Origin of the sequence: Microbacterium sp., from assembly GCF_031178525.1 — a bacterium.
Lineage (GTDB): Bacteria > Actinomycetota > Actinomycetes > Actinomycetales > Microbacteriaceae > Microbacterium.
Map to the genome: position 1 here is coordinate 1 of NZ_JAPSJA010000213.1, position 3,990 is coordinate 3,990.

The following is a 3,990-nucleotide window of genomic DNA, read 5'->3' on the forward strand; positions in this document are numbered from 1 at the left end:
GAGGTCGTGCCCTCGCTGTGGTCCGTGGCCGTGCCGCTCGTGCTGCCCGGCCAGCCGCTCGCCTCGGTCGCCGCGATCCACGTCTCGCTCACACATCCCGAGGCGGAGATCGCCGAGCGGCTGCATGTCGCCGCCGCGAACATCGCGCGCGCTCTCGGCGCCTGACTCAGACCGCGGCCGGCTGCTTCCGGAAGATGCCCGCGAAGAAGTCCGCGAGCGCTTCCGTGGCATCCAGCGGCAGCACGTTCGCGACATAGTGGTCGGGCCGCACGACGACGATCGCTCCGTCGCGGCTGATGCCGCGCGCGTCGAAGATGTCGTCGGTCGGGGCGGCGGCGTAGACCTTCTCGTAGTCCGTGACCCCGAACGGTCCCACCTTCGGCAGAAAGACCGGCGGCACGCGGTCCATCTCGACCTCCGTGTGGTCCTGCTGGTAGACGACCTTGACGTCGAACCAGGCGTCGACGTCCGCACCCTCGGGGGTGAACGCGACGACCGGCGAGTCGGGTGAGGAGAGGATCCACTCGGCGAGATCCGCCGTCTTGGACGCTTCCCCCGCCGCCGCCGCATCGGCGAACACGTACACGCGCCAGCGCCCGTCGGCCCGGTGGTGGTGCCCCAGGTGCTGGGGGGTCGCGTCACACACGCGCGTGATCGGATGCGACTTGAAGCGCTTGCCGATCGGGAAGCCCGTCGCGAGATCCTGATGCTCATCGCCCGCGATGAGCATCGATGGCGCGTACTGCGTCATGAATCCCGCCGGGAACTCGATCGTCTTCATGTAGAAGTCCTCGAGCTGCGAGGGGTCCTCCATGTCCTCGGGCCGCTTGGCCATGAGCGAGGACCATTCCTTGTCGAACTCGATCAGGTTGACCGCGATCTCCTGACGCTCGGCCGAGTACGTGTCGAGAAGCGACTCGGGCGCGCGGCCCTCGAGCACGTGTCCGAGCTTCCACGCCAGGTTCCAGCCGTCCTGCATCGAGACGTTCATGCCCTGGCCGGCCTTGGCGGAGTGCGTGTGGCACGCGTCCCCCGCGATGAACACGCGCGGGGTGCGGGCGCCGACCTCATCGTGCGGCACGTCGTCGAACTTGTCGGTGACGCGGTGACCGACCTCGTACACGCTGCGCCACGCGACATGCTTCACGTTCACGGTGTACGGGTGCAGGATGCGGTTCGCCCGCTCCTCCACCTCTTCCTGCGTCGTGAGGCGGACCCGTCCGTTGTCGTCGTGCGGCACCTCGCCGAGATCGACGTACATGCGGAACAGGTGATTGCCCTCGCGCGGGATGTGCAGGATGCTGCCGCCGTCGTGGGACTGGATCGCGCACTTCAAGCGGATGTCCGGAAAGTCGGTCTCGGCGAGCACGTCCATGACGCCCCAGGCGTGGAACGCCTGGTCGCCCTCGAGGCGACGCCCGATCGCCTCGCGCACGCGGCTGCGCGCACCGTCAGCGCCGAGCACGTACTTCGCACGGACGACGCGCTCCTCCCCCGCCGCGGCGCCGGCCGACGCTCCCGCCTCGGCCGCGCGGCGCAGCGTCACCGCCACGGGATACTCGCCCTCCTCGACCGCGAGCGTGACGAAGTCCCAGCCCCAGTCGGGCTCGACGCGGCCCGGCGCATTGCGGGCGTACTCCGCGAAGTAGTCGAGCACGCGGGCCTGGTTCACGATCAGGTGCGGGAACTCGCTCATCCCGTGCGGGTCGTCCGGCGTGCGCGCGGAGCGCACGATGTTGCGGGGATTCTCCGGATCCGGCTTCCAGAAGCACATCTCGGTGATCCGGTAGGCCTCGTCGATGATCCGATTCGCGAAGCCGAACGCCTGGAAGGTCTCGACCGTGCGGGCCTGGATGCCGTCCGCCTGCCCGACCGCGAGGCGCCCGGGGCGCCGGTCGATGATGCGCGTCGAGACGCCGGGGAACTGCGACAGCTGCGCGGCGGCGATCATGCCGGCGGGCCCGGCGCCGACGATCAGCACGTCCATCTCGTCGGGGAGCTCGGCGGCGCGATCGAGGCCGATCCCTGCGGCGGGCTGGACCCGCGGGTCGCCGGACACGTAACCGTGGTGGTGGAACTGCACGGGTCTCTCCTCGATCTCCATCGATACGGGCGGGCGGCCACATCGCCGCCCGCGTGTTCGATAATCGAACGCGTCGTTCGCTTATCGATCACTGGCAGTCTAGGTGCGCGTCGCGTCGCCCGCAAGCGGTTAGGATCGTGCCCGTCCGGCTCGACGATCAGAGCCGGTGCTCGAAAAAGGGGCACGAAGCACTGCCGAAGACGGCGGCGAGACACATACGGAGTACCTGACCCGGGTGCCGCAGGAGCGGCACCTGCCGGCTCGTCCACCCGTCTCGAAAGGCATCGCCATGCCCACCGTCTCCGCGCACGTCGCCGCCGCGCTCTCCCGCCACATCGACCAGGTCTTCGGTCTCATGGGCAACGGCAACGCGTACTTCCTCGACGCCCTACTGCGCGGCACCCGAACGTCCTACACCGCCGTCCGTCACGAGGCCGGTGCCGTCGTCGCCGCCGACGCGCACTTCCGGGTGTCGGGCCGGATCGCGGCAGCCACGACGACCTACGGCGCGGGGTTCACGAACACGCTCACGGCGCTCGCGGAGTCGGCACAGGCGCGCATCCCGCTGATCCTCGTCGTCGGCGATCAGCCCACCCCCGGACCGCGCCCGTGGGACGTCGACCAGATCGCGCTGGCCTCCGTGGTCGGCGTGCGGACGTACACCGTCGGCCGCCTCGACGCGGCCGCCACGACCGTGATCGCGATCGAGCACGCGCTGGCGAACCGCACGCCCGTGGTCCTCGCGCTGCCGTACGACACCCCCACACTCGAGGCGGGCCCGCTGCCCGAGATCCCGGATCCGCGGATGCCGGATCCGGTCGCCCCCTCGCCGGACGCGCGGGCCGCGATCCGCCGGGCCGCGCACGCCCTCGCGGAGGCCAAGCGACCCGTCCTGCTCGCGGGCCGCGGCGCCTGGCTGGCAGGCGCCGGCCGAGCGCTCGGCAGGCTCGCGTCGGCCGCCGGCGCCGTGACCGCCAGCACGGCGCTCGGACGCGGCGTGTTCCCCGACGCGGCGCACGACCTCGGCGTCACGGGCGGTTTCGGCGCGCCGGGCGCCATGGAACTCGTCCACACCGCCGACGTCGTCGTCGCGATCGGGGCGAGCCTCAGCCCGTTCACCATGCGCTTCGGCGAGCTGCTGCAGCCGGAAGCGCGCCTGATCCAGGTCGACATCGCCGCGACCGCGACACACCCGCGCGTCGGCGAATACATCCGTGGCGATGCCCGCATCGTGGCGGAGCTGCTCGCCGACGAGGTGGCCGCGATCGGCGCCCGCGCGACCTGGCGCGACGACCTGGACATGGACGCCCTGCGCCGCCAGCTCGTCGAGGGCGAGCTCGCCCCCGACGGCCGGCTCGATCCGCGCGCCGCGGCGGCTCGCATCGGCGCCCTGCTGCCGGAGGACCGCGTGGTCGTGAGCGACGGCGGCCACTTCATCGCGTGGGCGAACATGTTCTGGCCCGTCGCGTCGCCCGGACGGATGGTCATGATCGGCACGGCGTTCCAGTCGATCGGCCTCGGCTGGCCGAGCGTCGCGGGTGCGGCGCAGGCGGAACCGGACGCGACGGTGGTGCTTACGACGGGCGACGGGGGCGGCCTGATGGCCCTGGCCGACCTGGAGACCGCCGTGCGCACGGCGCGCGGGCGGGGCCTCGCCGTCGTCTGGAACGACGCGGCGTACGGCGCCGAGGTGAACCTCTACGGCCTGAAGGGGCTGCACGAGGGCCCGATGCGGATCCCGCAGGTCGATTTCGCCGCGCTCGGACGCGCGGCGGGCGCGGAGGGCGTCGTCGTCGAGCGCCTGGCCGACCTCGACCGCCTGGCGACGTGGGCGAGCGAGCCGGCCGACGCCCGCCCGTTCCTGGTGCTCGACCTGCGCATCTCGGGCGACGTGATCGCGCCGTATC

The 3,990-nt window shown here is 71.7% G+C and carries 2 protein-coding genes; one reads left to right on the forward strand and one right to left on the reverse strand.

From position 1 onward, the window contains the following. Positions 1 to 166 precede the first annotated feature (166 nt). The gene (locus RIF89_RS11745) at positions 167 to 2,083 is read right to left on the reverse strand and encodes an FAD-binding monooxygenase (RefSeq protein ID WP_309069292.1); all 1,917 of its coding nucleotides are present in this window, start codon (positions 2,081 to 2,083) and stop codon (positions 167 to 169) included. Positions 2,084 to 2,372: 289 nt separating this feature from the next. On the opposite strand from RIF89_RS11745, the gene RIF89_RS11750 reads away from it, so the two are divergent. Next, positions 2,373 to 3,990, forward strand: a 1,618-nt coding sequence (locus RIF89_RS11750) for a thiamine pyrophosphate-binding protein (RefSeq protein WP_309069293.1), incomplete at its 3' end; no start/stop codon positions are given.